The 26,377-nt window shown below is 41.0% G+C and carries 24 protein-coding genes and 1 tRNA gene; 17 read left to right on the forward strand and 8 right to left on the reverse strand.

Going from position 1 to position 26,377, the window contains the following annotated elements; translation table 11 throughout:
- The first annotated feature begins 1 nt into the window (after position 1).
- From DXX93_RS10065 to DXX93_RS10095, 7 genes are all read left to right on the forward strand, one after another.
- Complete coding sequence (locus tag DXX93_RS10065; protein WP_116007983.1) at positions 2-1,381, forward strand: cryptochrome/photolyase family protein; 1,380 nt, start codon at positions 2-4, stop codon at positions 1,379-1,381.
- Between the two features lie 55 nt (positions 1,382-1,436).
- Positions 1,437-1,895, forward strand: a complete 459-nt coding sequence (locus tag DXX93_RS10070) for a nuclear transport factor 2 family protein (RefSeq protein ID WP_116007984.1) — start codon at positions 1,437-1,439, stop codon at positions 1,893-1,895.
- Positions 1,892-2,698, forward strand: coding sequence for an SDR family NAD(P)-dependent oxidoreductase (locus DXX93_RS10075; protein WP_116007985.1), 807 nt, complete (start codon positions 1,892-1,894; stop codon positions 2,696-2,698). Before DXX93_RS10070 ends, DXX93_RS10075 begins: the two co-directional genes overlap by 4 nt.
- Entirely contained in the window at positions 2,698-3,984 is a 1,287-nt protein-coding gene (locus tag DXX93_RS10080; protein WP_116007986.1) for an NAD(P)/FAD-dependent oxidoreductase, read from the forward strand. The genes DXX93_RS10075 and DXX93_RS10080 overlap by 1 nt, the downstream gene beginning before the upstream one ends.
- Entirely contained in the window at positions 3,977-4,933 is a 957-nt protein-coding gene (locus DXX93_RS10085; RefSeq protein WP_116007987.1) for a DUF1365 domain-containing protein, read from the forward strand. Before DXX93_RS10080 ends, DXX93_RS10085 begins: the two co-directional genes overlap by 8 nt.
- Before the next feature lie 136 nt (positions 4,934-5,069).
- Positions 5,070-6,317, forward strand: a complete 1,248-nt coding sequence (locus tag DXX93_RS10090) for a class I SAM-dependent methyltransferase (protein WP_374188927.1) — start codon at positions 5,070-5,072, stop codon at positions 6,315-6,317.
- Between the two features lie 292 nt (positions 6,318-6,609).
- Complete coding sequence (locus DXX93_RS10095; RefSeq protein ID WP_116007989.1) at positions 6,610-6,987, forward strand: hypothetical protein; 378 nt, start codon at positions 6,610-6,612, stop codon at positions 6,985-6,987.
- 83 nt (positions 6,988-7,070) lie between these two features.
- Here DXX93_RS10095 and DXX93_RS10100 read toward each other — a convergent pair whose 3' ends face one another.
- Complete coding sequence (locus tag DXX93_RS10100; protein ID WP_116007990.1) at positions 7,071-8,261, reverse strand: class I SAM-dependent methyltransferase; 1,191 nt, start codon at positions 8,259-8,261, stop codon at positions 7,071-7,073.
- A gap of 78 nt (positions 8,262-8,339) precedes the next feature.
- On the opposite strand from DXX93_RS10100, the gene DXX93_RS10105 reads away from it, so the two are divergent.
- Together DXX93_RS10105 and DXX93_RS10110 are read left to right on the forward strand one after the other, a co-directional pair.
- Positions 8,340-8,609 (forward strand): acylphosphatase, encoded by a 270-nt coding sequence (locus DXX93_RS10105; RefSeq protein ID WP_116009912.1) that lies wholly within the window; start codon positions 8,340-8,342, stop codon positions 8,607-8,609.
- Between the two features lie 151 nt (positions 8,610-8,760).
- Positions 8,761-9,771: an NAD(P)H-quinone oxidoreductase gene (locus tag DXX93_RS10110; protein WP_181902194.1), complete on the forward strand. Its 1,011-nt coding sequence runs from the start codon at positions 8,761-8,763 to the stop codon at positions 9,769-9,771.
- Positions 9,772-9,850: 79 nt separating this feature from the next.
- Here DXX93_RS10110 and DXX93_RS10115 read toward each other — a convergent pair whose 3' ends face one another.
- A complete protein-coding gene (locus tag DXX93_RS10115) occupies positions 9,851-10,078 on the reverse strand; it encodes a DUF1653 domain-containing protein (protein WP_116007992.1) in 228 nt (75 codons plus the stop codon).
- A 781-nt stretch (positions 10,079-10,859) separates the two neighbouring features.
- On the opposite strand from DXX93_RS10115, the gene DXX93_RS10120 reads away from it, so the two are divergent.
- From DXX93_RS10120 to DXX93_RS10135, 4 genes are all read left to right on the forward strand, one after another.
- Positions 10,860-11,534: a nitroreductase gene (locus DXX93_RS10120; protein ID WP_116007993.1), complete on the forward strand. Its 675-nt coding sequence runs from the start codon at positions 10,860-10,862 to the stop codon at positions 11,532-11,534.
- Between the two features lie 66 nt (positions 11,535-11,600).
- Positions 11,601-12,593 (forward strand): alpha/beta fold hydrolase, encoded by a 993-nt coding sequence (locus DXX93_RS10125; protein WP_258872648.1) that lies wholly within the window; start codon positions 11,601-11,603, stop codon positions 12,591-12,593.
- Between the two features lie 94 nt (positions 12,594-12,687).
- Positions 12,688-13,854, forward strand: coding sequence for a DUF2855 family protein (locus tag DXX93_RS10130; protein WP_116007994.1), 1,167 nt, complete (start codon positions 12,688-12,690; stop codon positions 13,852-13,854).
- 78 nt (positions 13,855-13,932) lie between these two features.
- A complete protein-coding gene (locus tag DXX93_RS10135) occupies positions 13,933-16,353 on the forward strand; it encodes a hypothetical protein (protein ID WP_116007995.1) in 2,421 nt (806 codons plus the stop codon).
- On the opposite strand, the gene DXX93_RS10140 is transcribed toward DXX93_RS10135, so the two are convergent.
- The 5 genes from DXX93_RS10140 to DXX93_RS10160 form a co-directional block, all read right to left on the reverse strand.
- Entirely contained in the window at positions 16,307-17,341 is a 1,035-nt protein-coding gene (locus tag DXX93_RS10140; protein WP_116007996.1) for an ATP-grasp domain-containing protein, read from the reverse strand. The two genes, DXX93_RS10135 and DXX93_RS10140, sit on opposite strands and share 47 nt — an antisense overlap.
- A gap of 26 nt (positions 17,342-17,367) precedes the next feature.
- Positions 17,368-18,321, reverse strand: a complete 954-nt coding sequence (locus DXX93_RS10145; protein WP_116007997.1) for a tyrosine-type recombinase/integrase — start codon at positions 18,319-18,321, stop codon at positions 17,368-17,370.
- 461 nt (positions 18,322-18,782) lie between these two features.
- Positions 18,783-18,859: transfer RNA gene (locus DXX93_RS10150), tRNA-Pro, on the reverse strand.
- A gap of 127 nt (positions 18,860-18,986) precedes the next feature.
- Entirely contained in the window at positions 18,987-20,663 is a 1,677-nt protein-coding gene (locus tag DXX93_RS10155; protein ID WP_116007998.1) for a DUF3413 domain-containing protein, read from the reverse strand.
- A gap of 24 nt (positions 20,664-20,687) precedes the next feature.
- Positions 20,688-20,912, reverse strand: coding sequence for a DUF1414 domain-containing protein (locus tag DXX93_RS10160; protein WP_116007999.1), 225 nt, complete (start codon positions 20,910-20,912; stop codon positions 20,688-20,690).
- Positions 20,913-21,078: 166 nt separating this feature from the next.
- On the opposite strand from DXX93_RS10160, the gene yejK reads away from it, so the two are divergent.
- The 4 genes from yejK (at position 21,079) to DXX93_RS10180 (ending at position 24,956) form a co-directional block, all read left to right on the forward strand.
- A complete protein-coding gene (gene yejK, locus DXX93_RS10165; RefSeq protein WP_116008000.1) occupies positions 21,079-22,119 on the forward strand; it encodes a nucleoid-associated protein YejK in 1,041 nt (346 codons plus the stop codon).
- 63 nt (positions 22,120-22,182) lie between these two features.
- Entirely contained in the window at positions 22,183-23,214 is a 1,032-nt protein-coding gene (pyrC, locus tag DXX93_RS10170; RefSeq protein ID WP_116008001.1) for a dihydroorotase, read from the forward strand.
- Between the two features lie 31 nt (positions 23,215-23,245).
- Positions 23,246-24,127, forward strand: coding sequence for a 6-carboxytetrahydropterin synthase (locus tag DXX93_RS10175; RefSeq protein WP_116008002.1), 882 nt, complete (start codon positions 23,246-23,248; stop codon positions 24,125-24,127).
- Positions 24,120-24,956, forward strand: a complete 837-nt coding sequence (locus tag DXX93_RS10180) for a M23 family metallopeptidase (RefSeq protein WP_116008003.1) — start codon at positions 24,120-24,122, stop codon at positions 24,954-24,956. Before DXX93_RS10175 ends, DXX93_RS10180 begins: the two co-directional genes overlap by 8 nt.
- A 168-nt stretch (positions 24,957-25,124) precedes the next feature.
- On the opposite strand, the gene grxB is transcribed toward DXX93_RS10180, so the two are convergent.
- Positions 25,125-25,778, reverse strand: a complete 654-nt coding sequence (gene grxB, locus DXX93_RS10185; protein WP_220347566.1) for a glutaredoxin 2 — start codon at positions 25,776-25,778, stop codon at positions 25,125-25,127.
- Positions 25,779-26,377 lie beyond the last annotated feature (599 nt).

Here is a 26,377-nt window from a genome sequence, read left to right on the forward strand (position 1 = left end):
TATGTTGTTATGGTTTCGTAACGATTTACGTGTTACCGACAATCCCGCACTGAACTTTGCAATAGAAAATGGCGTCACCGACGCCATTTTCTTTATCTCGCCAAGACAATGGCAAACCCACCACTTAGCTGCCATCAAGATTGACTTTATTTATCGCCACGCCTTGCTGATCAAGCATCAACTGGCGCAGCTAGGTATTTCCCTTGCATTGGTAGAGGCCGATAGCTTTGCCGATCAAAAAGCCTATCTACTTACCAACCAGCATCGTCAACTCATCGTAAACAAAGAGTTAGAGCTCAATGAAATGGAGCGCGACGAAGCGTTAAGCCATGCTGGCGTAGAATTTATCGCCTTTGAAAGTGATGTCGTTGTACCCAAAGGGCAAATACTCAATCAATCAGGCCAAATGTTTAAAGTGTTTACGCCGTTTAAACGCGCTTGGCTAAGTTGGTTGCGTCAACATGGCTTTGGTATTTGCACTCACGAAAATATCCTTGCGATGCAAAACGGGTCTATCTCAAATACTATTGAAATTGATTCCGGTAAATTTGCAGCGGGTGCCAATAAATGGCCGTTGGCTGATCAGGTCTTACAGTCGTTAATTCCCGCTTTCTTAGAAAATAAGTTAGATCGTTATCAAGATCAGCGTGATATTCCGTCTATAAAAGGAACTTCAGGGCTTTCCCCGTATTTGGCGATAGGTGCCATTAGCCCCAAGTATTTGTTGACCTTATTGCTCTCCCGCCATCCTGATCTGCTCTCAGAGCAGTCAGCGCAAGCCTTTAGCTGGCTTAACGAGCTTATTTGGCGAGAATTTTATCGCCATTTACTCTTTCATTTTCCTCATTTAATCAAAGGGAATGTATTTAACGAAAAGTATGCAGCAATTCCGTGGCAGACGAACGAGACGTATTTAGCTGCTTGGCAACAGGGCAAAACGGGTTACCCCATCGTTGACGCCGCAATGCGACAATTAAATCAAACTGGTTGGATGCATAATCGCCTGCGCATGATAGTCGCAAGCTTCTTAACAAAGCACTTACTAGTCGACTGGCGTGCAGGAGAGCAGTACTTTACCGAAAAGCTTATTGATCTCGACTTTGCCGCAAACAATGGCGGTTGGCAGTGGTCTGCGGGCACTGGCTGTGACGCGCAACCTTATTTCCGCATTTTTAACCCGATGACACAAAGTGAGAAGTTTGATCCTCAGGGTAAGTTCATCCGTAAATATTTGCCAGAACTCGCTGATATCCCAGATAAATATATTCATTTTCCCCACGAGTATATTAAAGTGACAGGCAAGGCTAATTATTGGCCTGCCATAGTTGAACATAAGGCAGCGAGAGAAAAGGCGCTAGCTTTTTACAAGCAGCATTTGTAAAGTAATACAATAAGTTAAGTTGTTTTAACTAACTTTTTAATAGAGTTTATCGTTTATGGAACTTGTCGGCGCAATAAAAGTAAATCATTTGCCGCTTTGGTTAGAGCAATTTATTGATACGTATCAACAGCTAGGTACAGACAACCTAGGCCTACTCAGTAACATCTATGCTCAAGATGTAGTGTTTATTGATCCAATGCACCATATCTCAGGTTTTGATAATCTTGAAGATTATTTTGTGAGTTTATACACCAATCTGACCAGCTGCACATTTCGCGTTGATGAAGTACTTTATCAAGGTGAAGATGCCGCGATCTACTGGACGATGGCGTACTGTCACCCAAAGCTCAATAAAAACAAGTTAGTCACTGTGCAAGGCCACTCAAAGTTGCGTGGTTACGGCGATAAAGTTGTTTATCATCGAGACTACTTAGATTTAGGTGCGATGATATATGAACATGTGCCGCTACTTGGTAGTGTTGTAAAGCTCATTAAGCAAAGGGCGAACGCGTGAGAGTGTTGATCACTGGTGCCACGTCCGGAATCGGTGAAGCGCTAGTAGCAACGTATCTTGAAGCTGGTCACACCGTTATTGCTTGTGGTCGCAGCGATGACAAGTTACAAGTGATTGCCAAGCAAAGCGAAAGCTTGGCAGGGACGCTTGAATGCTCACGGTTTGATATTACCAAGCGCGATGAAATCGAAGCGGCTATTGGCGCGTTGTCGAGCGTTGATATTGCTATATTGAATGCTGGCGATTGTGAATACATTGATGATCCATTTCATTTTGATTCTGCACTGTTCGAGCGCGTCATTCACGTCAACTTAATTGCCATGGGTCACCTTATCTCTACACTTATTCCGAAAATAGCTAAGGGCGGCCAACTGGCGCTAATGAGTTCAAGCGTCACTAATTTGCCTTTTCCTCGGGCACAGGCCTATGGCGCTTCAAAAGCTGGTGTTGATTATTTAGCTCATACTATGCGTTTAGAGCTTGAGCCTTATGACATTGACGTATCGCTTATCCATCCGGGTTTTATTAAAACACCACTAACGGATAAAAACGATTTTGATATGCCGTTCTTACTGACAGCGGCAGACGCAGCAAATCGTATCGCGATAGGGTTAGATAAACGAAAGGCTAAGCTTGAATTTCCAAAGCGATTTATTTATCTGTTGAAATTTATTTCGTGGTTACCTTCATTTGTCTGGACGGGACTCAACAGAAAGGCGGTTTACACCAAGTTTCAAGAACGAAAACAACTTATCGACAACAACCAACCTCATCAGAATACACACTCAGGGAGCATTAAGTAGTGAAGCGCATTGCAGTAATTGGTTCAGGGATCGCTGGCCTAACATCCGCTTATTTATTGTCGAAAAAGCATCAAGTCACAGTGTTTGAACAAAATGACTACATTGGTGGACACACAGCCACTATTGATATTGATTATCAAGGCGAACAACTCGCCATCGACACAGGCTTTATCGTCTTTAACAACAAAACCTATCCACTGTTTTTACAGCTACTCGAAGAAATTGGCGTTGGCCGACAAGAAACAGAGATGAGTTTCTCTGTGCATAACTTGCAAACTGGCTTTGAATACAATGGTCACAACCTAAACACCTTGTTTGCGCAACGACGCAACATCGTTAGACCACGTTTTTGGCACTTAATATCAGAGATTCTAAGGTTTAACCGCCATTGTAAAGCTCTGCATGGCGCTGGGCTTGATGATAACGGCCAAACATTAGGGCAATTTCTCAACGAGCATAATTACAGCCGTTTTTTCTGTGAACATTACATATTACCGATGGGGGCTGCAATTTGGTCAAGTTCGGTTGCGGAAATGGAAGCATTTGAACTCAAATTCTTTATTCGTTTTTTCCACAATCATGGCTTGCTCAATATTGCTGACCGTCCTCAATGGTATGTGATACCAGGCGGCTCTAAGCAATACATCGCACCACTGACAAAGAGTTTTGCGAACGATATTCAATTGAATGCTGAGCTCATCGCTGTCACTCGTCAAGAAAACTCAGTTACGCTACGTTTTACTAGTGGCAGCGAGCAAGTATTTGACGAAGTCGTATTTGCTTGTCACTCAGATCAAGCCTTAGCACTGCTAGGTGATGCGAGTAGTGAAGAGAAACAAGTGCTTGGCGACATTCCTTATCAAGCGAACAGCGTGGTATTGCATACAGATAAAGCACTATTGCCGAAACGCAAAAAAGCGTGGGCGAGTTGGAATTATCAATTAACCACTAATCGAAATCGCCCAGCGAGTGTGACTTATAACATGAATATTCTGCAAGGGTTGAACGCAAAACACACTTACTGTGTCACACTCAATCAAGAAGAGGATATTAACCCTGAGCACATTATTAAAAAGTTTGAATATCACCACCCTGTATTTAACTTAACTTCCATGGCTGCGCAGCAAAAGCGTGCATTAATTTGTGGTCAGCGAAACACGCATTTTGTTGGTGCCTACTGGTATAACGGCTTCCACGAAGATGGTGTACGCAGTGCCAATGATGTTGCAGAGCGCTTTGGTTGTGAGTTGCAATCCAGCGAGCAACTGAGCAAGCAATATGGCTAGTAGTTCTCCATTGGAAAGTGACTCTACACAGGTAAGCAATTCGGTTGATGACTTTGACTCTGGCAAGAGAGTTGCGGGTGCTCATAAAGAGTGCATTAACAATAATCTTTATGAGCAGCAAAGCAGTGCGGTGTTTGTGGGTAGTGTCCGTCATCGCCGCTTTTCTCCCAAGGCCCATAGCTTTAGTTACCCACTTTACATGTTGGGGCTTGATGTCGATGAAATATCAGCTGGCGAGGCTAATTCAAGCCTACTTGGCAACCAGTGGTACAAGCCACTGCGTTTTAACGAACAAGACTATTTACGCGGTGAACCGGGTACCTTAAAACAACGTATTGTTAACAAAATTAGCAGTTTAGGTGGCTCTGGCTTAATCAATAGCATCACCATGCTGGTGCAAGTGCGCTGTTTTGGGCTGTATTTTAGTCCGGCTAATTTTTATTTTGCGTACTGTAAAAGTGGCGAATGCCAATACATGCTAGTTGAGGTGAGTAACACGCCTTGGAACAAGCGTCACTATTACTTAGTAGATATGAAGCAAATAGCGCCTTCGGAAAAAGATTTCCATGTTTCGCCATTTATGGACTTAAACATGGCATATCACTGGCGCGTAATAGCACCGAGTAGAAACCAGCAGAGTAATACGATAGAAAACAGTAGCTGTACCCGTAGTGCGCACGATAAAGCAAACGAGGTGACCAATTCAAGCGCAGCGAAGACGCTGATTCATATTGAGAATCGAACCCCTCAAAATGAAAAGCTTTTCGATGCAACATTGGCACTTAAACGGTTGCCGCTAACGAATGGTAATTTAGGGAAAGTGTGGCGTAAGTTTCCAGCAATGACGCTTAACGTTGTCACTGGCATTTATATTCAAGCATTAAAGCTATTGTTAAAACGTATCCCGTTTGTGCCTTATCAGCACAAAGAGAATAAACAAGAATTGTAAGATAGTGATATGTATGAGTTGGTCTGCTAGCGATGAGTGAAAACCCTAAACAAACTCATTAACAAAATAGCTAGAAACGAAAACAGCTAACTTATATATCGCATAACAAGAACTAAATATATATCAGGAGCACATGGTGGAAAACGTTGCATCACAATTAGACAAGCCAACAAGTTTTTCGCAGTCTAAATTTCAAGACTGGGTTAACCAACGTTGCCGCCAAATAATTTTTAAAATATTCAATCAGCTGCCCAATGGTCAACTGATAGTCAAAGAGGGTGATGAGCAGCACACATTTGGTTCATTAGATGCTAACACACCATTAATTGCGACCATTGAAGTGAAACAAGCGCGTACATATAGTGCGTTAGTCAAGGGGGGTAGCATTGGCGCGGCGGAAGCTTATATCGCAGGTGACTGGGAAACCACCAATCTGACCGATTTAATACGTATTTTTGCCAGAGCGCAGCATGTTACTGATCGTTTTGAAAAATATGTTAGCTGGTTAACTAAACTTAAAAACCAATGGTTTCACTTTAGCAATCGCAATTCGCAAGAAGGCTCAAAGAAAAACATTCTCGCCCATTACGATTTAGGCAACGAGCTATATACCCGTTTTCTTGACAAAGAAATGATTTATTCTGCTGCGATTTACCCAGAGAATGATGCCACGCTTGAACAAGCACAACTCAACAAATTAAAATTGATTTGTGATCGACTTGAGCTCACAGCCGATGATCATTTACTGGAAATTGGCACAGGGTGGGGTGGTTTAGCTATTTATGCGGCTAGTCATTACGGCTGTAAAGTAACGACGACAACCATTTCAGATGCGCAATACGAATACGCTAAAAACAGAGTGGAAACACTTGGCCTTAGCAAGCAAATTACTTTGTTGAAAAAAGACTATCGCTTGCTAACGGGTCAGTTTGACAAGCTGGTTTCGATTGAAATGATTGAAGCTGTAGGCTATCGCTATATGGACAGCTTTTTCGAACAGATTAATGCACGATTAAAACCGGGTGGAAAAATGCTTATCCAAGCGATTACCATTGCCGATCAACGGTTTGACTACTACCTCAACAACGTTGACTTTATTCAGCGTTACATTTTCCCGGGGGGATTCCTTCCTTCTATCGAACTTATGGCCAATAAGGTGCGCAGCAAAACCTCTTTGGTGATTGAAGGCTTACACGATATTGGCATTGATTATGCGAAAACGCTGGCCGCATGGCGAGAGCGCTTTCTTGTTTCGTGGCCTGAACTGCAAACCTTTGGCTATGATGAGAAGTTCAAACGCCTTTGGTTGTTCTACCTGGGTTACTGTGAAGGGGCGTTCCTGGAGCGTTCTACTAGCACGGTCCATTTAATTGCGAGAAAGTAATGTTTTAGTTGTTCACTTTACTCCTTAACTAATAGAAAACGGCCTTAATCCCCCCCGATTGAGTCCGTTTTTTTACGTAATGATTGCCTGTCACTAAAAAGCAAATAACTTGAAGCTGGCGTGGTAATAACTACAGTTAATACATGGGCGTTCGTTAATTGATCACACTAATATTAATTCCAATACCAATTGGATTAAAAAGGAGGCAAGTTATCTCGTTGTTGTGCAAGTAGTTATGACCAGTAATTACTTGATTCGGTTTTACAAAACCCAATACTCCAAGGAGAGCAAGATGAAAAATTCGTTAATATTATCTTTAATCCCCGCTGTATTATCACTGACAGGTTGTCAACATACGCCTGTATCTTCAGCACCAACAAAAAGCTTTGTAATTGTTGGTGAATCAAATGCTGGTGGCGTCGACGCTGCTCAAGAACTACAACTTGCAATAAACCGGAGCCAAACCGTGGGATGTAAGGCCATTTCGGTCGGTGGATATGGCGCTGGTGGTGAGGGGATGGTACTGGGTATCGCGGCCTTAATTAGTTGCCCGTTAGGTGTGCATATTATTCCGACAGGTTTTCCCTATGACGCCAACACTGGCGTACAAATACCAGTCAATCCAGCTGATGTATTGCCGCCACCGCTAACACCTGCACCAACGCCTTAGTGTTAAGGGGGAGCTAAAATTTTCGTGAATAAACAACAAGGGCTCAATTTGATGAGCTCTTGTTGTGTACCATGTTAATTTCACTAATTCACTTGGCAAACGAAGCCTTTGAGGTAATAACCTTCTGGGTAATTACTTGAAACCGGGTGATCAGCAGCTTGATGTAAGCGCTCAACAAAATGACAAGTTTTGCCGGCATCTAATGCGGCATCAGCCACGACTTTTTGGAAAAGTGGTGCGTCAAGTAAACCTGAGCAGCTAAATGTTAGCAGTAAACCGCCTGGATTTAACAACTGCATAGCGAGCATATTAATGTCTTTATAGCCGCGACAGGCACTGGTTAATTGCGCTTTGTTTTCAACAAATTTGGGTGGATCCATAATGATCATGTCAAAACGAACACCTTCGGCTTTGTACTGACGAAGCAGTTTGAATACGTCTTCTTTTACAAACTCAACTGGCGCATTTTCAAGGTTGTTTTCTGCTAAATTTCGCTTGGCTATATCTAATGCCGCTTGAGAAACGTCGACATTCGTTACAGAAGCAGCACCAGCGGCGGCGCAATGCAGAGAGAAGGTGCCTGTATAAGAAAAACAATTGAGGACTTTTTTATCCTTGGCGTATTTACCTGCGGCCAAACGCGAGTCACGTTGGTCTAAGTAAAACCCTGTTTTATGGCCAGTGGCGACATCGACAATAATATTAATGCCATGCTCGCATATTACTCGCTCTGTGCTGTCTTTTTCGTTTGCTAACCAGCCAACTTGCTTTTCCAGACCTTCTTTTTTGCGTACATCAACATCAGAGCGTTCAAATACGCCGCAGTTGGGGTAAAGCTCGGTAAGTACATCAACTAACGTGTGACGGTGAAATTCAGCACCTGCGGATAGCAGCTGGCAGACAATAATGTCGTCATATTTATCGATGGTAATACCCGGCATTCCGTCAGACTCGCCAGCAATCAGTCGGTAGCCAGTTAATTGCCCTTGTGCGATAAACCAATCACGGCGTTGCTGCGCTTGTTCCAGTTTGCGTTTGAAAAAATCGCGATCAATTTCTTCTTTTTGATCAAACGTCCACACGCGCACACGCATTTGAGACTCAGGTGAATATGCACCGCGAGCCAACCAGTTATCTTTGCTGTCATAGACGTCAACTGTTTCGCCTAGCATAGGTTTACCCTTAACTTTACTGACGGCTTTGGAGAAAATCCAAGGGTGCTTGCGGCGTAAAGATTTTTCACGACCAACATTTAAAAAAATTCTTGCTGACATATGCCTATACTTAGAGAAAACAAAATTGGGCAGATTGTAGTGAAAGCCGTTTGCCTGTGCAATCAAAGGAGCATAAATATGGCAATATGTTGTCTTGCAAATGTTAGCGGCAAAGTACAAGGGGTGTATTTTCGCGCATCTTGTCAACAAATGGCGATTGACTTGCAATTGAGCGGCTATGCAAAGAACTTGGCAGATGGTGACGTACAAGTACTCATTTGCGGAGAAGAAGGTAATGTCAATAAAATGCTCGACTGGCTAGCCGAAGGGCCAAGTCAGGCAGAGGTGAGCAATGTATCGCACAACCAAGTGGAGTATCAATCCTTAAATCATTTCTCGATAGGCTAGCGCGTTTGGCTAAATTAAGCCTCCATAACGCAGTGTAAAAAACGTATTAAAAAGCCTTCAAGTGGTTCTTTTAGCGCAAGCCTTGTCTGGTGAGATTGCCAGCAGTAAACTTGCGTAAATACAACTTTAAATGAACCACTTAGCAATGAATATGACCTCAGCAAAGATGCGCTTTATCGATGTAAAAGATACCACTATCGCATTTAACGAAATGGCTATTCCGACCCCTTCTAGCAATCAATGTCTTATCAAAGTAAAAGCTATTGGTATTAATCGCGCTGATTTATTGCAAAAAGCAGGGCTTTATCCGCCGCCAGCTGGAGAGTCTCCCATTTTGGGGATAGAGGTCGCCGGAGAGATTGTTGGCGGTAACACAGGTAACTTTACGCTAGGGGATCGCGTTTGCGGTATTGTCGCGGGTGGTGGCTATGCTGAGTATGCGGTTATTGATAAAGACCATCTAATAAAGTTACCAATGCACTTTTCATTCGCACAAGGAGCGGCGTTAGCTGAAACTTATTTAACTGCCTATCAGGCATTATGTGCTATTGGCCAGCTAAAGCAAAACGAGAAAGTGCTTATTCACGCTGGGGCAAGTGGTGTTGGTACCGCAGCGATACAACTCGCTAAAGCAAAAGGGTGTTTTGTCGCAGTCACTGTTGGCAATGAAGCAAAAATGAATGCCTGTAAAGCACTAGGGGCTGACATCACTATTAACTACAACACCACCTCATTTTCACATTGGGCTAAAACTAACCAGCACCACTTTAATGTGATTCTTGATGTTGTCGCGGGAAGCTATGTTAATCAAAATATTAAAGTGGCAGCCGTTGACGCACGTATTGTCGTACTTGCAATACTTGGTGGTCGATACGCTGAGCAATTAGATGTGGCTCGCATGCTACAAAAGCGCGTTACCTTATCTGCTAGCACATTAAGAAATCGCAGCGATACCTACAAGGCAGACTTAGTGCAAGCGTTTACCTCTGAGTTTACACAATTGCTTTATGGTCAATCGTTGTCACATGAACAATTACAGCCCAAGGATTTGATTCAGCCAGTCATTGATACCGTTTTTTCTTGGCAAGAAGTTGAACTTGCGCATCAAAAAATGGCTGAAAACAAGAATATTGGTAAACTTGTAATGACTGTTGACGAGTAAAGTAGTTCACTATTAACATTTAGCACTCGGCAGGGAGTTAAAGTCAGTTAGCGTTACTTACTCGTATTACTCGCTTTTATTACGCGTTAAGGAATGTAAAGCGCTTAACCGTTTTACCCTCTCTTTCAATGACTTCATCAAACATTTTTAATGGGCGAACCCAATACTCTGGCTCGCCTGTTTTTTCAATATTGCCGTACAGCGGGTAGTAAATTACCAGCCACTCTTCTGTTTCGCTGTCTTTTGCGAGTTGGGTTACCTGATATTTATTGCCTTTAAAGTGCTGATAGCGTCCTAGTGGAATCATAAGAAATACTCTACATTTTTTGGCGAGTTTATCAGAAATGATTGCAATGACGTATATAAGCGTAGACAGAAATGTATGAAGCCGAGATAAATAAGCGCCATTGGCTTAACGTTATCACTTGTCTTACCAGTACAAATGTTATTGAAGTTATTAGTTTTTATATAATAACTATCAATAAGTAATAGGCGTTATTAAAAACCAACTATTCATATGGCGCATGAAAATCAGCATGAATGGCGAATATAAACGGTGCGTATAAATTAGATTTGTTGGAAGATTATTAGTCTACACCCCGTAATTGTCATATGAATTCAACTTACTCTTATACCTTTCCTTTAGCAGCATCGAACTTTATAGAGTGTGCGCTCTACTAGAGTTGTTGACACAGCTACTCCTTCTCAACAAATTAACTACTAGATAACATTAAAAATTAAATTACCAAGTTAAGCTAATTGGCGGAAATCAATAAAAATCACAATTTGTCTTAGCTCCTGCGACATAGGGGATTGCCTTGAAACAACGCTTTTAGCGCCTTGGCTCTAGAGATGTCAGCGGTAAAAGAAGTCCCCAGCATCTTTTATTGCTTCATCTCTACGGCCTTCCAAGGCGAAATACAGTTAGTGAAGTCTTTGACTTTAATCCACGTGTTGCTTAATGATAAAAATTAAGCCACGCTATTTTTCGTTTAAAGCTGAACCACTATCGTTTGGTTTACGTCAGAATTAATAACTTTAAGAACTCTTTTTAGAAAAGTCTTTTTGAGAAAAAATAAGGAACTAAGATGTCAGAGCAGAGCAGTGTTAGCCAACTATTAGCCGCGCGTTATTCTGTAAGATCATTTGAGAATACACCAATTGAAACAGCGCTACTTACTGAGATTTTTACCAAAGCGCAGCAAGCGCCCTCCAACTGTAATGTGCAACCTTGGCAAGTTTGTGTTGTCTCTGGCGATACACTGGCTACATTGCGTGACAAATTTATGACAACGCTAATGAGTGGTGCTAAACCCAACCCTGACTTTAACTGGATGCCGCAATATCAAGGTATTCATCGTGAGCGCCAGTTTGGCTCTGCCAACGCCTTGTATTCTGCCCTCGGGATTGCACGTGAGGATAAACAAGCAAGACAAATGGCAATGGCCAATAACTGGCAATTTTTCGGTGCGCCACATGCCGCATTTTTCACCATGGATAAGTACCTTGATATTATGGGCGCTGTTGATTTGGGCATTTATGCTCAGACATTGTCGCTATTGCTCGCTGAGCATGGCATCAACAACTGCATGCAGGGTGCACTAGGACAATTCCCTGATCCCGTGAAAGAAGTACTTGGCTTGCCAGCAGAGCGAGGAATTTTATTTGGTATGTCTTTTGGTTATGCAAAAGATGATGCGCCGGCCAATAAAGCACGCACTGATCGCGCACCACTGGATGAGGCGACTCAATTTTTTGATTAATACCTAAAATCAGCCCTAATTCAGTTTGAGTTTGGTATGAAATAAACAAATTCAGCGTATAAATTTATGAAAGCAGATCAACTGCAAGAAAAAGTGATGCAAGAGAAAACGACACATAAAGAGCTCAGCCATCACAAGCTAACAGCAGGAGGTATTGACCTTCATTACGTCGAGTGCGGCAATGACAATCACAGCCAGGGCGTGGTTGTTTTTCTGCATGGGTTTCCGGAGTATTGGGGAACTTGGCATTATCAACTTGTTAGCTTAGGTAAAAATTATCATTGTATTGCGCCTGATTTACCGGGCTACAATTTAAGTGACAAGCCAACGGATAACGACTTTTATAAAGTTGAAAACTTGATCGCCGTACTCGCAGAGTTTATTAAGAAAGTTGCATCTGGCCAGCCTGTGTATTTAGTCGCACACGATTGGGGCGGGGCAATCGCATGGCCGCTAGCTGCCTTTAATGCCCATCTCATTGACAAGCTCATTATCTTAAATGCGGCACATCCGAGTACTTTTACGCGTGAAATGAAATACAACGCGGAGCAACGCGCGCGCAGTGCCTATATTCATCAATTAATCTCTGCTGATGCTGAGCAACTGTTATCGGCAAACCAATGTCAGTATTTATTCGAGCAAATTATGGCGGGTTTTGACGAACAGCTATTAACAGACGAATTTAAAGCTCGTTACCTAAGCGTTTGGCAGCAATCTGGGGCAATTAACGGCATGTTGCAATACTACCGAGCGATGCCACAGCTAGCGACCAGCAACAGTAACGACAAAAAAGGTGAAAATGAGGGGCAAGAAAACAACCATCGCCTTTCGCCACTAACTAGCCTAGACGATATTACTATCCCTCGAATTTTTATCAAAGTACCGACATTAGTGCTATGGGGCGAAGCTGATAGAGCTTTTGTCCCCAATTGTCTTGATGGGTTAGCAGAGTATGTGCACGAACTTAACGTTGTGCGATTTCCGCATAATAGCCATTGGCTTCAACATGAGCAGCCTGCTGCGATAAGCCAAGAAATTGCCAACTTTATTAAGCGATAAGCCTACTAGTGATGCCAAAGTTGATAAAGCCCAAGTTAGTGAAGCGAAAATGACCAATCTAAACCAATTAGCAGTATGAAAAGGAAGATTCCGTATGAGTAATCATCAAGTCGCTATTCAAGAAAGTGTGGTACTTGAAGTCTGTAAACAAGACTTAGCTAAAACACGTGTTGTCTCAGTACCTAGTACAAACCTGGCAAATGGCGAAGTGAGGTTAAAGGTCGATCAATTTGCGTTAACCGCCAACAATATCACCTATGCCATTACAGGGGATATGTTAGGGTACTGGCAATTTTTTCCTGCTGACCAAGATCCCGCAACGTGGGGAAGAATTCCGGTCATGGCGTTTGCACAGGTCATTGAATCAAGGTGTGATGACATTGAAGTGGGCGAGCGTGTTTTTGGCTTTTTTCCCATGACACAATTTTTAACCATAAAAGCAGGGCATATAACTCCTTTTAGCTTTAGTGACACTGCTGAGCATCGACACAAGTTGTCGAGTGTTTACGCCAATTATGAGCGCGTGGCGAAAAATCCATTTTATCGAAAAGAAACTCAAGCTTATCAGCTGCTCATTAAAGGTTTGTACACGACATCATGGTTGATTGATGATTTTATGTCCGATCATAATTTCTTTGGTGCTAGCCAATACATAATTACCAGTGCATCGAGTAAAACCAGCATGGCTTTAGCCTTTGCCAGCCGCCAACGCGACAATGCTAAAAAGTTAAAGCTAATTGGCCTAACGTCACCTTCACGGGTCGCGTTTGTTAAATCAACCAAGCTCTATGATGAAGTTTTCAGTTATGAAGATATCGCCACGCTTGATAGCGGTAAAGCGAGCATTTTTGTTGATATGGCGGGCAGTAAAACCGTACTCACCAGCGCGCATCAGCATTTTGCAGAAAATATCGTTTATTCGTGCAGTGTTGGTGCTACACATATCAATGATCTTGCAGCAGCTCAGCCATCAAATGAAGCGCTACCGGGCGCTAAACCAGAAACGTTTTTTGCGCCCACACAAATAAAAGTCAAAAGTAAAACCAAAGGGGGCGCTCAGTTAACTGCGGAAATCGCACAATCAATGAACCTTTTTATCGAAGAAATGGCGCAACATATCAAGGTGAAAACGATAACAAGTATCGACGAACTTAACCAGCGTTACCTCAGTTTACTATCAGGACAAGCCGATGCCAGTGCTGGGTTGGTGTTTAAGTTTAAGGGAAGTGGACAAGATGGCGTTTATGAATTGAGCACTTAAACGTCTAGGTATTGTTAATATTGAAAAATTATTGGAATATTCAAATTCTATAAAAGTAATGATAACTAGGAATTATGAATGGATTGCTTTGATCGTGTAGGTGAAAGGACTCGATTACTAAATTCAATAAGGGGAGGCGCTAATTTTTGTTTTGTGGCTGGCCGCTCAGGAGTTGGTAAATCGCATATCATTAATTCCGTGCTAAGTAACGAATTAGGAATGGCGCATGTATTAAAATATGAAATAGGTCGCAACCCGCTTTTGTTGACACAGTTTCTTTTTGCATGTGCCATGGAGCAACAACCTCTGAGATCAAAGATACTACAGTCAATCAAAAGTATTAGGCTTAACGAATTAAATCTTTCTATCCCCTTTGTAGGTAAGGCTCCCATAAAGTGGGACTCTCAAAAATTAGATATAGATCGAGCCAAGCTACCTTTCGTTGACATAATTAGAGAGATTGAAGGGCCTTTATATGCAAATGAAAGAAGAGAAATTTTAAAAATATCTAATTTGCTAATGAGTACAGATTTTAAAGCTGTATGGATAAGTAATATTGAAGAGATCACTAATAACGGATTTGGGCTAATCCTCCTTATAGTCAAGCTTATATCACCAAGGTGTCTAGTGATATTGGAAGGTGCATATTCAGGTCAGACTTACAAGCTAATTACTGAGCAATTGAGACTATTGAGTGACAAAAACAACCTCGTACTTAGTCTTCACAATGTGAAACCCTTTAATGAACATTATGCTAAGGGGCTATTTGATTATCTAGGTTTGGCTGACAAAGGTATAGCTTTTAGCTATAAGCATAATTTAGGCTTGCCAGCAGCTATCAAGTTTGATCTTGCAGAAAGCTCTGAAATTAGTGGTGTAGGAAAAAAACTTGAAGAATGCTTTAGTGATGGAGAAGATGCGATAAATACTCTCCTGCTATTAACATTGTTCTATTCGATAGAGAATCGCTATCAAAGAATAATAACTCTTGCAGAACATTTTAATATTCGTTTATCAATAAGAAAAGCCCTAGAGACTGGTATAGTTTCATTGACAAGTAATTTGTGTGAGCTATCTCACCCTAAAATAGCTCGATATTTAACTTTACTCAAAAAGCAAGATATATTTCGATTTATTGATAATTATTATAAAACTCTAAAAAGTGACAGCTTAATAGAGGTAGATCTTGCTGCAATAGCTTATTCTGACATGTTAGATAATAAGACTAAGATCAAGCTATTTGATAAGGGGATCAATTATATATTAAAGCAATTGGAAGCTAATAAATTAAACATTTCAGATCATGTCTTAACATTTATAGAAACCGGAATCGAATCTCTTACAACTGACCAAGTAAAAGATAAAGAAGTCGATGTACTTTACCGAAAAGCTTCTTTAATTAGGTTGCAAATTGATAGCATGCTTTGCAGACTCACGGGAGTTTCCACTAACAGAAACCGTGAATCACTAATTGAACTTTTACTATTTGCACAAGTTCGAATGCGTATGATCGACTTGCATGGTGCGATTGCATTATCAGAAGCCGTTAAAGCTAATCTAAACATAGTAACTTTAAGTGATGAACTGTCTGATTGGTTCGACTTTTGTGCTACTTACATTCAGCTTTCAAGTCTTATAGCTTTAGGGGAATTCTCCCGTTATTCTGATGAGTATTTAAAGCTTCAGAGTAAAATTAATAATTCTCGTACGTCAACGAAATGCAAAGTGCTTATTTCATTACTTCCCGTGCATGGAAATATGAAAAAACATAGTTACGAGTATTTTAAGCTTGAAGATCCATTCCTAGCCGCGAGGTATAAGAATAATTTAGCTTGTGAGCTAATGACCAAAAACATCAATAATCCTGAAATACCGACTATGTTAAGTAGCTCCATAGAGGCCGTGTCTTTAGAGGGCTCTGTAGAAATGACTTTTCCTATTAATAATTACGGTTTGTACTCCATTTATAGTGGAAACGCAGATGAAGCAATAGACTTATATTTTAGCATGATTGATCAATGCACTTATCCATATGACTATTTTTCTGCGTACCACAATTTAGCTATAGCTATGGCAACAAAAGGTTCTATTGAACAAGCACTGGAGTTCAGTAATCAGTCGCATAAGTACGTTTTAGATGGATCTTTGAAAGATCCTGTATTTGCAATAAAATCTTATTTCAATCACGCTTTACTTAGCTACATAAATGGTGATGAGACTGCGTGGAAAAACTTTTTATTAATTAATTTTGATTTCAATACACTACCTATCCGATACGCAGATTTACTTAACAAAAAAATTCAATATGTTGAGAAAAACACGATCAATAAAGAGTTAGTCACTTGTTTTTCTAATGATAATATAGAGTTATCCAATGCACTATGGCCTCAAAATCTGCAGTTTTGGGATTTTATGTATCCTATTATTTCACTTGAAAACATTGATGAAATAACTAATAGAGGCGGTTATTGTCCCTTTGGATTGATTCAAGAAACATAGCTCCCATTGAATCATATCCTATAGATCTGGCAAGTAGCTTGAATGATTGGTCTACAAACGGTTTAACATTATTTTCTAAAAAGAAATAGCCAGTTTCATCAGAGCCTCTCATATCTACTCCAGAGTAATCCGCAATAAGGCCGAGTTTGTACAACTGATTTACTGCATGAGCGGCACTACTGAAAGCTTCGCTAGATTTATCAGTAACAGTATTCAAAGACCACCTGCGGTCACATTCGATCCTGTTAGTTGAAAAGTCTTGTTCTTCGCCTGATTTATTAATTACAGAGACTTCACAACATGAAAAATTTACCACTTGGTCTTTACTCTCAATAACAGGAATCCTATAGTCTTTACCCGCTATGTAGGATTGTATGATTGCTTCTACACCATAAGCCTCATGTAGAGCTTCACTAAGCGATACGGCTTCTTTTAGGCTATTCACTTTAGATGCGCGTGATATGCCAATTTGTGAACCCAGCGTGTTTGGTTTTACAAAATACCCTTCATTACTGCTAAATCCATCTAATACAGCAACTTCGTCTTTTCCTCGATATAGCCTACTTTCTGGAACCTTAATGCCATGCTTTTGTGCAATTACAGACATTAAATATTTATTGTCAGTTAGGCTTTGTATCGTAGTGTCTATGCCATAGGTTTTTATATCTAATTGTTTAAGCCACGCACATAATGGCCCTGAATTATGAAATATTCGCCCATCTGAAACAATCCATACACAAGAATCATTGTTTGAAGAAAGCCTTATTTTATCCATGGCAGATGTAATATCATTAATAACAATATGCTCAATATCTATTCCTGACTTTGATGCAGCAACTCCTAAATTATGTAAGAGTTCTATGGATTGTTGAGGTGTAGGCAAATACTGTTTTAGCTCATTAACTTGCGTATCTGACAAGTCTAAATACTTCGAAGGAGCCCAGGAGTGCTGGGATTCAGTAGCTAAAATTATCTTTTTAATTTTCAATTATAATTCCTAGTTATCATTACTTTTTACGTTATAAAACTCCTAATATTTGCTTTGCTTATTTTTTTCTGAAGATCGTTGTCATGAACGTGAGTATATAACTGAGTCGTCAATATACTTTGGTGACCGAGTAATCTTTGAACGTACCTAATATCTAAGCCTGACTCTAATAGCTGACATGCTGACGAGTGTCGGTACATGTGAGGGGTTACCTTGTCCACTCTTGCTTTGATAGCTGTATTTCTTAGCAACTTCCTGACAAACTGGGGCGATGCTTGATTGCCCCTGCTGTTCACCAATAAAAAAAAGTGTTGTGCATTTGTGACTTTTCTTAGCGAGATATAGGCGATTAGTAACTCTACCAATTCAATGTTTGGTAGAAAGACGAATCGCTCCCTTTGTCCTTTGCATAGTATTTTGATTTTCCTTTCGTTAAAAAAAATATGGGACAACTCTATATTAACCAATTCACTGACACGAACCCCTGTTGTGAACAAAAGCTCTATGATCAATATGCAGGTGAGTTTGTTTAGTTGCTTACCGGTATGAATTAAAGTCTGTAGTTTTTTTAAATCGTAGTTATCTTCTTTTTTTAGATTCAGGGATGATCTCGCTGCACGTAACATTTTGCGCAGAGCTTGCTTAGGTAAATTTCTAGGTAAAAGGGTGGGGGACTTTATTGAAGTGTCTATTTGATAGAATGGGTTATTACTTATGATCTCTTCTTGCTCAAGCCATTTGATCATAGATTTAATACAGGCAATTTTTCTTTTAACGGTTCTAACACTCAAATCAGATTGCTGAAGGCGTCTAATAAAAATTTTTATTTTTGATTTATTTATATCATCGATAAATTTAACTTCCGTTAACGAATTAAAGTCTTTTATATCTTGCTCATAGGCTCGAATAGTGTGTTCTGATAGTTTCTTATTGTATTTACAATTGAACAAAAACTGCTGACAAGCATCTTTCATTAGCATACGTACCTCCAATAAAGCTGTAGAGATAACATGATAGTCACTGTTTTTAGTTTTGTGGCGAAGCAAGGTAACTAAAGCTCACCTTCTTTATCTGCGTGAACTGATATTGCTGCCAAATGTTCTATATTATCGCAGCCAGATAAAAACTTTTATTGGCAGACACTTTTAACTCTTGTCGACTTGAACAGCAACAAGCTAGCAATGTGCTAAGCGAAGATTTGACCTGGCGATGTGACGTATTTGAAAAATGGTGAAGGGTGAATATATTGAGTATTACAACTTAGAGAGACTACTTTCAACTAACGGTGGTCTGTCGTCAGTAGAGGATGAAAATTATTTAAGAAAAGTGTCCGTCTGAAGTTGACCAGTTTAGTTCAACACGCTCGAATCAATAGAGATACACTAGTACGTAGGGGATTACTAAAAGTTGTGGTTGTCAGTAGTAGTTACTGCATAAAAAGTGGTCGGGATAGCAGGACTTGAACCTGCGACCTCACGTCCCCCAGACGCACGCGCTACCAGACTGCGCTATATCCCGATTCTTTTGAAACTCATTTCGTTAAAGTTTTCCTTAACCCCACGAAACAGCTTGTATATTAATGATAAATTGGACTTTTGCAATCACAAAAGTCCATATTTATCGTTACTGATGTTCAACCGCTGATTTATTGAACGTTTTGAATCTGTTGCTGATTTTCGCTAAAGCGTTTAATGAAATGGACACCATCGATCATCAATGGAAAATCGGAGCTAACAGAAATTGGTGCAGCCAACTGACGAGAGTAACTTTGGAAGTTGCCATTTTGATCAATTAACACCGATTTATCTTTGTTGAATACTACCATGCCATTTTCTGTGGTATTAGCGACAACGCGATCACCTTTGAGTGTGAAGATATTCTTGCCGCCAGTTAGCTGTTCGGCTTGCTGCTCACAGCCAAGCCAGTTCGATAGTAACGTAGGGGCAATATCCATTTGACTGGTTAAGCGCGACACCTGCTGCTTTCTTTTTGCTGGCGATAAAATTAACGCTGGCTTAATCGATAGCATCTCTTGCTCAGAGGCATTACCTAGCGAGCTGATAATAATATTATCTTGCTGAGTTTGCTGCTTTTGAGCGAGCAGTAGGGCATCGATAAACAACTCAAGCTGATAGGTATCTTTCTGATCAAAGTAAATAAAATGCAGCCCTTGTGAAAAGGTCGCCAATTCCTCAGGAAAAATTAACGAAGAAATATTATCGAGTTCATTTACTTCATCAAAATGCTTAGCAAACCAAGGCATCATTGGCGACGCTTGTTCAGTAATCAATGTTAAGCTAGCACTAAGCTGCTGCTGTTTAATCGCTTGCAGTAACACTGGTGTCGCCATTTCTTTTTTGATTGATGGCTGATAAATGGTAGGCAAACCATAAACGAGATTAAACCACGCATTGTCAAAACTCGCATTGTCGATATGATGTGCAAGCTCAATCGTTGCCGCTGTTGAGCGTTGGCTAAACTGACGGATTTGCTGCTTAGAGATGGGCGCTTTACTTAAAATGACGAAGGTTGATTGTGCTGAATCAATCGCCTGACATTGACCAAGCACAGGATATTTAGGCATGGTTTGATTAAAGGCTAATGGGCTAGTTTTTCGCACCATGTAGTCATTTTCGTTAAACAAACCATACTTAGTTAGCAGCGTTTTTGCTGTGGTTGGGTAAGATAGTGGCAAGGTGGTATCTTGCTTTAACACGTCATATTCAAGGTTGGCGTCGGCCCAAATATGCATCATATGACTAGTAAAGAAAGCAACAACTAAACCAAAGACCACAAACTTGGCAAAAAACGTGCGCTGTAATTTACTCAGGTGCTTCCAAGCATAGTTACTCACTACGAGTTGAAACGTTAAAATTATCAGCGTTAGTACTAAACTGATAAACCAAAAAGTACGCCTGTCATCCTCAATTTCTTGACCAATTAAGCTAAGAATTTGCCCAATAGACGAGGCATTAATGTGATAGCCCAATCGGTTGTAAACAAAGGCATCTAACAGCAAAAGCAGCAACATAGCAGTAAAAATCACTGAAGCTGCTGCTCTGATAAATCGGGTTTTAGGAATAAGTAAGGTGAGGGGGAAGACCAGCAAGACAAATGTCATAAAGGTTAAAAACGCCATATGACTAAGCCAAGTGCTCACTAGATACACTTGGCCGGCAAAAGTCTGTGGCGCCGCTTCATTAACCACATACACTGTGGCGAGCAAGATTGCCGCAATAATATTAAAGAAGGTAAACCAGTGCCCCCAGCTAATTAAGTGTAATAGCTTCTTGCTGTAGGTTTTCGATTCAAACGACACCATAACGTTTTGTAACTCTTGTTTTTCTTATTTAGTTGTAGTGTTAACCGACTGAGCAAGTGCTTTGGTGAAATTATCAACCACTGCTTGTCGTTGTTTTTCAGGTACTTGCTGTGTTAATACTTCGGTTACTACATTACCTAAACACATTAACGACAAATCTGCACCTGCTTTTTCGTCAATCAGCACATTTAATAGGTTGTCGATAATTTTTTCTACACGTTCGTTTGAATACTTAGATACAATAGGCATAATTTTTTACTTAAATACGTTTTACTTAGCGACTTTACTTAACAGCATTTTATCGGCTTTAGTCCGCAGATGTTTTTAGGTTTAGTTAAATCACAAGATAAGATTGAAAGGTGATAAGCGCCATAGTTTATCAAAAGCCTTATCAATATCATACTGACCAGCAAATATGAGTTTAATAATTTCCAATATCGCACTGCACTTTCTTTCAAAACAAGCTGAAACTGGCGAAGTGCAGATTCGCTACGGTGCAGAATCGTTAGCCATAAGCAATAAAATTCAAAGTTTTATGGAGTCGCTCCATAATATTTATAACAAAAAAGGCAATAAAGGCTATGGCCATTTTTCCTCAATGCCTGCTGAAGGTGATGAAGCGCGCTTTGTTGATATCATGGAAAGTTACTTGAGCGATGTGCAAGACTTCAACAGCTTTAGCCAGCAAGCCACAAACTTGCTGAAAAACGAGCTAACAAAATACGACTTAGCGGAAACGGGTTATTTGGTGCTTAGCCACTATGAGCACATGGGCGGCCGCTACCTAATTGCCGCCATTATCCCTATTTCAGAGCATTACTCTGTTGATAGTGAGTTAAATATTTCTGCTGATCAGCATTTAGATACCGATAAGCTGCAGCTTGCCGCACGTATCGATTTGTTCGATTACCAGCAAAATCCTCAAGGTGATCGATACGTTACCTTTATTCGCGGCCGTGCCGGTCGCAAAGTATCAGACTTCTTTTTAGACTTTTTAGGCTGTGAAGAAGGTTTAAACGCCAAAGCACAAACCCAAGCGCTAGTTGAAGCAGTTGAAGATTATGTCGCGGTCAATCAATTAGACGCAGAGGAAAAGCAACAAACACGTAAAGAATTACTCAGTTACTGCAAAGAGCAAAAAGAATCGTCGCAAGACGTGCAAATCAAAGAAATTGATAAAATTGTTTCAAATGGTGATGGCGGCGATAGCTTTTACGAGTTCTGTAAAACTCAAGATTACCAAATTGAAGAGTCATTCCCACACGATCAAGCAGTGGTCAACAAGGTCACTAAATATTCTGGCTATGGCAATGGTATTAGCATTAGCTTTGAACGTAGTCACTTTGGTCAAGATGTCGTGTATAATCAGGCCAACGACAGTTTAACGATTTATAAAGTCCCACCAAATTTAAAAGATCAATTATTGAAGTTACTTAATGATCAAAACGATCAGTAAAGTTGGCAGTAACAGCGCCCAAAACTTATTTTCAGTAATTATCGATAAACGAAAGGATAACCAATGACAAGTTTAACTATTACTCGACCAGATGATTGGCATGTGCACTTGCGCGATGGCGAGGTGCTGCCCAACACGGTAACTGATATTAGCCGCTACTTTGGTCGAGCGATTGTCATGCCTAACTTGGTGCCACCAGTAACTAATGCTGCGCTTGCACAAGAATATTATGATCGCATTATGGCCGCCGAGCCGCGTGAAGGCTTCAAACCACTAATGGTGCTTTATTTAACGGATAATACGACACTGCAAGATATTATCGATGCGAAAAATAGCGGTTTGGTATTTGCCTGTAAGCTATACCCGGCAGGTGCGACCACTAATTCTGCATCAGGCGTGACCGACGTAGCGAACATCAAAGACGTATTAGCCGAAATGGAACGTCAAGGCATCTTGCTATTAGTACATGGTGAAGTAACCACACAGGATGTTGACATTTTTGATCGCGAAGCTGAGTTTATCGAAACCATCTTAACGCCACTTGTTGCAGCACACCCTAATCTAAAAATTGTGTTAGAGCACATTACCACTAAACAAGCGGTTGAATTTGTTAAAGCGGCAGGTGATAACGTTGGGGCTACCATTACAGCGCACCACTTACTTTATAACCGCAACCATATGCTGGTTGGTGGTATTCGCCCACACTTTTTCTGTTTGCCAATTTTAAAACGCAATATTCACCAACAAGCCTTAGTAGAAGCTGCCACTAGTGGCAATAAGAAGTTTTTCTTAGGTACCGACTCTGCACCACATGCCAAACATGCGAAAGAAAGCGCCTGTGGCTGTGCAGGCTCTTACACTGCACATGCTGCAATTGAACTTTATGCCGAGGTGTTCGAGCAAGAAAATGCATTGGACAAATTAGAAGCATTCGCCAGTGTAAATGGCCCAACATTCTATGGTTTGCCAGTTAACAGCGATACGATCACGTTAGAAAAATTGGCGTGGGATGTGCCAGAGACCATGGCATTCGGCTCTGATGTTGTCGTACCGATTAAAGCGGGTGAACAAATGACTTGGCAGGTAAAAGGTTAAACACTGGTCGTTTAACTTGAGGAAAAACTGAATGCAATTATTTGTTAACGACTTAACCGTTATTGATTTTTCATACCTGTGTGAGCAACGCGGCATTGTCGGCGAAAGCTGGATTGTTGATGTGCTATTAGATGGCGATTTAAACGAAATGAGTATGGTGCTTGATTTCGGCGTCGTTAAAAAGCAAATCAAAGCCATTATCGATGATGCGGTCGACCATAAGCTATTGTTACCAATAGGCTCAGAAAAGTTACACGTAACCAACTCAGATAGTCGCGAAGGACATGAATTTGTTGATTTTATCTGTGAACGAGCGAGTTATTTTTTACAATCACCCGAATGTGCTTTCGCGAAATTAGATTGCAATGCCATTACCATTGAAGCGGTCACAGAACACTTGATTGAAGTAATCCAAAAGCAGCTACCGGATAATGTAAAAGGTCTTTCGATCAACTTACGACCTGAAGTCATTCCAAGTGATTTTTATCACTATACCCATGGCCTTAAAAAGCATGATGGTAACTGTCAACGTATCGCTCATGGTCACCGTTCAAAAATAAACTTGTTCAAAAATGATCAAGCTGATACTGAATTAGAAGCTTACTGGTGTGAACGTTGGCGCGACATTTACTTAGCTTCAATTGAAGATAAAGTAAGCAAACAAGAAATTGAATTATCTGCATTTGCGCATGACAATTTACAGCCTGAACATCAATACTTTGCTTATATGGCGCCGCAAGGCCGTTTTGATATCGCGGTGCAAGAGCATGTGTTGGAAGTGGTTGATTGTGATTCAACGGTTGAATTGCTCGCCGACTATATTGGTCGCCAATTAAAAGCAGAACATCCAAACGATACTATCAAAGTGGTTGCTTATGAAGGTGTAGGGAAAGGAGCGATTGCCAATGTTTAAGCAAGGTTTGTTTTCGTTGACACTTTCTGCATTGGCAGTGGCGAGCTTAACCGCTTTTCCTGCTGTTGCTAAACTAACACTGTCGGGTGAAGTTTCTCAAGGTGGCTTAATTGTTGGTCAAGCGACACCGGGCGCTGTCGTTAAGCTAAACGACAAAATGCTGAAAGTCAGCAAACAAGGCCAATTCGCATTTGGTTTTAGCCGTGATGATAATACCAGTTACCAATTGCTAGTAACGAACCCTGACGGTACGACAGAGCAAAAAACACTAACCCCAAAAGGCCGTGAATACAAAATTCAGCGTATCAACGGGATTAAAAAAAGTATCATGAAACCTAATCCCAAAGCAGTTGCACGTGCTAAGAAAGACAGTGCGCAAGTGAAAGCGGCGAGGGCGAAAGATAGTAATTTAACCGCTTTTGCTGATGGCTTTGCTGCGCCCATTAAAGGCATAGTGACTGGCGTTTATGGCAGCCAGCGCTTTTATAATGGCGTACCGAAAACACCACATTATGGTTTGGATTACGCGGGGAAAAAAGGCGATCCCGTAAAAGCGCCAGCTGATGGCGTGATCACGTTAAATGTACCGGATATGTTTTACTCGGGTGGTACCATGATCATCGATCATGGCCATGGCATTTCTTCGACGTTTCTGCACCTTAGCGATAGTTATGTGAAAGTTGGTGACAAAGTGAAGCAAGGCGATGTAGTCGCTGCGGTTGGCTCAACAGGGCGTTCAACGGGGCCACACTTAGACTGGCGCGTAAACTGGTTTAATGTGCGTTTAGATCCGGCACTGGCGTTAAAGGCAAATATCAACCAGCAGTAGCTAGCCCATCATACTCGTATAGCTAATCCTTCGTCATAGCACAAAGCCACAAATCTTAGCTCGGCAGCCGTTATGTTAATGATAGCTGTGAGTTACCACTCATCTCAGCCTAAGCTTGCGAGCCAAGCTTAGGCTTTTAAGTTCTTCAAGCTTAGACCTAAACAGCAACTAAACGGCGACCTCATCAAATAATTGTATACCGGTTAACTGAGTGACTTCATCGATATAATGGCGCACTTTGACAGGCAAGCGAATCCCCTTAATAAGGGTTAAGTTGCGCAGCGTTGGGTAAAAGTGAACATCATCATAACTTAACGTATTTGCGCGTTCAGACGGTAAAACTAGCCAATCAAGCAAGCTTAGTTGGTGATTGAGTGTCACCAGGTATTCATCACTATCGGCATAGGCGGCTTCAAAGCTTCTGCCAAGCATCGCGGTTTTGTTGTCCCTAAACCACTGACGGGCAGGCTCTGAAGCAAATTCTGGTAAATCGATCATCAGGGTTCTGGGGAAAAGTAGCGGTAAAATACTTGAGTAGGCGGTCTGTTCCCAGGTTTGTATGTTCGCTAAATTAATCGACTGTGAGAGCACAGGTTTTTTATCATAATTGTCTAAATAGCTCACAATATCCATGCTTTCAGCCATAAAAGTACCATCATCTTTGGCTAAAATCGGCACCGTGTTACGGCCAACCATGGCAATTCGCGCCTCAACATCATGGTTTTGCAGAAACACTATTTCTACAGGCAATTGCTTCAAACCAACCAACATCATTGCCTTAATGCAAAAAGGGCAATGTTCAAATACATAAAGCTTCATCATTGTTCTCAAATTTCGATTGTCAGTACATCAGGCCCCTGAAATAGTGCCTCCATGGCAGGAATTCAACAGTTACAGGAAAAATCTACTGCCTAGCTGCTGGTATACCCATAGCGGTGGGTGATAAACCAACTAATTGTATAAAATCCTACCAGTGGGGGTTTACTTAAAGGTAAATAAAATGTAAACATTATGTAACTCGATATTTTGACTAATGCTATTTGGGGTTATACATACCTTTGCTGCATTCACTGAATCATCGAGCTATCACTAAACACTGAGGTTGGTTTCAATAACGTGCGCTTTGTCAGGCCGATTGACAAACACTCTGTGCGCTGTGATCTTGTTGTCAAAAATAATACGCATCTTGGTTTTATGCGCTCAATTAAGTTAGCGGGCACTAAAATACAGCGATTTTACTGACGACAAACGCAATCTAAGTAAGGCTAGGATCGCCATATCACAATGGGATGGTGTTTCCCCTTGCAATGAAATAATGAAATTGTTGTATGAGGATGTTGTTGTGTCGTGTTGTAGAAACCCCCTTTTTGAAGTAGCGCGAAATTTTTCCCCTCCGTACCTTAGTTTATTAACCTCATTAC

The sequence above is a fragment of the Thalassotalea euphylliae genome (assembly GCF_003390335.1).
GTDB classification, from domain to species: Bacteria; Pseudomonadota; Gammaproteobacteria; order Enterobacterales; family Alteromonadaceae; genus Thalassotalea_F; species Thalassotalea_F euphylliae_B.

What these genes read in the sequence shown, in the direction of transcription:
- DXX93_RS10065 (WP_116007983.1), top strand. Translation starts at nt 2, where the DNA reads ATGTTGTTATGGTTTCGTAACGATTTACGTGTTACCGACAATCCCGCA.
- DXX93_RS10070 (WP_116007984.1), top strand. Translation starts at nt 1,437, where the DNA reads ATGGAACTTGTCGGCGCAATAAAAGTAAATCATTTGCCGCTTTGGTTA.
- DXX93_RS10085 (WP_116007987.1), top strand. Translation starts at nt 3,977, where the DNA reads ATGGCTAGTAGTTCTCCATTGGAAAGTGACTCTACACAGGTAAGCAAT.
- DXX93_RS10095 (WP_116007989.1), top strand. Translation starts at nt 6,610, where the DNA reads ATGAAAAATTCGTTAATATTATCTTTAATCCCCGCTGTATTATCACTG.
- DXX93_RS10100 (WP_116007990.1), bottom strand. Translation starts at nt 8,261, where the DNA reads ATGTCAGCAAGAATTTTTTTAAATGTTGGTCGTGAAAAATCTTTACGC.
- DXX93_RS10105 (WP_116009912.1), top strand. Translation starts at nt 8,340, where the DNA reads ATGGCAATATGTTGTCTTGCAAATGTTAGCGGCAAAGTACAAGGGGTG.
- DXX93_RS10110 (WP_181902194.1), top strand. Translation starts at nt 8,761, where the DNA reads ATGACCTCAGCAAAGATGCGCTTTATCGATGTAAAAGATACCACTATC.
- DXX93_RS10115 (WP_116007992.1), bottom strand. Translation starts at nt 10,078, where the DNA reads ATGATTCCACTAGGACGCTATCAGCACTTTAAAGGCAATAAATATCAG.
- DXX93_RS10120 (WP_116007993.1), top strand. Translation starts at nt 10,860, where the DNA reads ATGTCAGAGCAGAGCAGTGTTAGCCAACTATTAGCCGCGCGTTATTCT.
- DXX93_RS10125 (WP_258872648.1), top strand. Translation starts at nt 11,601, where the DNA reads ATGAAAGCAGATCAACTGCAAGAAAAAGTGATGCAAGAGAAAACGACA.
- DXX93_RS10130 (WP_116007994.1), top strand. Translation starts at nt 12,688, where the DNA reads ATGAGTAATCATCAAGTCGCTATTCAAGAAAGTGTGGTACTTGAAGTC.
- DXX93_RS10135 (WP_116007995.1), top strand. Translation starts at nt 13,933, where the DNA reads ATGGATTGCTTTGATCGTGTAGGTGAAAGGACTCGATTACTAAATTCA.
- DXX93_RS10145 (WP_116007997.1), bottom strand. Translation starts at nt 18,321, where the DNA reads ATGCTAATGAAAGATGCTTGTCAGCAGTTTTTGTTCAATTGTAAATAC.
- DXX93_RS10155 (WP_116007998.1), bottom strand. Translation starts at nt 20,663, where the DNA reads ATGGTGTCGTTTGAATCGAAAACCTACAGCAAGAAGCTATTACACTTA.
- DXX93_RS10160 (WP_116007999.1), bottom strand. Translation starts at nt 20,912, where the DNA reads ATGCCTATTGTATCTAAGTATTCAAACGAACGTGTAGAAAAAATTATC.
- yejK (WP_116008000.1), top strand. Translation starts at nt 21,079, where the DNA reads ATGAGTTTAATAATTTCCAATATCGCACTGCACTTTCTTTCAAAACAA.
- pyrC (WP_116008001.1), top strand. Translation starts at nt 22,183, where the DNA reads ATGACAAGTTTAACTATTACTCGACCAGATGATTGGCATGTGCACTTG.
- DXX93_RS10175 (WP_116008002.1), top strand. Translation starts at nt 23,246, where the DNA reads ATGCAATTATTTGTTAACGACTTAACCGTTATTGATTTTTCATACCTG.
- DXX93_RS10180 (WP_116008003.1), top strand. Translation starts at nt 24,120, where the DNA reads ATGTTTAAGCAAGGTTTGTTTTCGTTGACACTTTCTGCATTGGCAGTG.
- grxB (WP_220347566.1), bottom strand. Translation starts at nt 25,778, where the DNA reads ATGATGAAGCTTTATGTATTTGAACATTGCCCTTTTTGCATTAAGGCA.